The 1,103-nt window shown below is 60.6% G+C and carries 1 protein-coding gene; it reads right to left on the bottom strand.

Annotated elements, in window-relative coordinates; translation table 11 throughout:
• Nucleotides 1-59: 59 nt before the first annotated feature.
• Entirely contained in the window at nt 60-980 is a 921-nt protein-coding gene (locus KK488_RS21180) for an alpha/beta fold hydrolase (RefSeq protein WP_214625721.1), read from the bottom strand.
• Nucleotides 981-1,103 lie beyond the last annotated feature (123 nt).

Raw genomic sequence — 1,103 nt, 5'->3', positions numbered from 1 at the left:
CCGACCCACAGTCGGTCGCTCAGCGCCAGATGTCATGTGCCTGAAAGCTGCCGTCGCGCTTAACCCTTCGAAGCTTTGGCGGATTGTGGTCCCCTGCGGCGGGCAGTGCGCTCTATCCCGTCGACCACGGTTCGATAGAGTGCCGCTGGCAGATCATGCCCCATGCCGGTTATCAGCATGAACTCGGCGCCGGGAATGGTTGAAGCCGTGTCCTTACCGCAAGCCGGTGGGATTAGCGGGTCCTCAGCCCCGTGCATCACTAACGTTGGCGCTGTGATGGTTGCCAGTTGTGGTCGGCGGTCCCCGGCGACAGCGATCGCGGCGATTTGGCGCCCGAAACCGCCAGGGTCATAGGCCCGTCGAACCTCCTCCCGGACCAGCGCGCGATGTGTCTCTTCGTCCAACGGATAGCCGGTCCCGGCGATGCGTCGTGCAAAGGCCAGGCTATGCTCCAGAAACCCGCCCTCATTGTCGATAGGGTCCGGCGTGGGTTTCGTCATCATCGCCATGACTTCAGGCTCAGCCTGAGGAAGAGAGGGGTTGCCGGAGCTGGCCATGATTGACGTGAGCGACAAGACCCGCTCTGGATACTTGCTGGCCGCGACCTGCGCGATCATGCCGCCCATCGATCTGCCCACGAAATGCGCTTGGTCGATCGAAAGCGCATCGAGCAAGCCGATAGCGTCGTCGGCCATGTCATCAAGAGTGTAGGGTACGTCCGGCCGTTGTCCAGCCATGAGCGTAGCGGCCAATGCCCCAAAATCGAGTATCTGACGATCGGCAAAATGCGTGGAGCAGCCCGCGTCGCGGTTGTCGAAGCGGATCACGCGATAGCCTCTGTCGGCCAGCTGTTGGCAAAATGAAATAGTCCAGCGGATCATCTGGGTCCCGAGCCCCGCGATCAGAAGGATGGCCTCCGAGCTTTCATCGCCCAAACTGTCATAGGCCAGATTAATGCCATTGGTTTTCACGATGGGCATGGACGTTCCGTTGGCGATGATCGCTCAATGTGGCTTCGCCGCACTGGCGATCGAGTGGGTTCAAGCGCCCTATAGCGCGAATGTCAGTTCTTGAACCCAAAAGCCGACCTTCCCTTTCCCACG

Source organism: Sphingobium nicotianae, from assembly GCF_018603885.1.
Classification (GTDB): domain Bacteria; phylum Pseudomonadota; class Alphaproteobacteria; order Sphingomonadales; family Sphingomonadaceae; genus Sphingobium; species Sphingobium nicotianae.
This window is presented reverse-complemented; position numbering and strand designations above follow the sequence as displayed.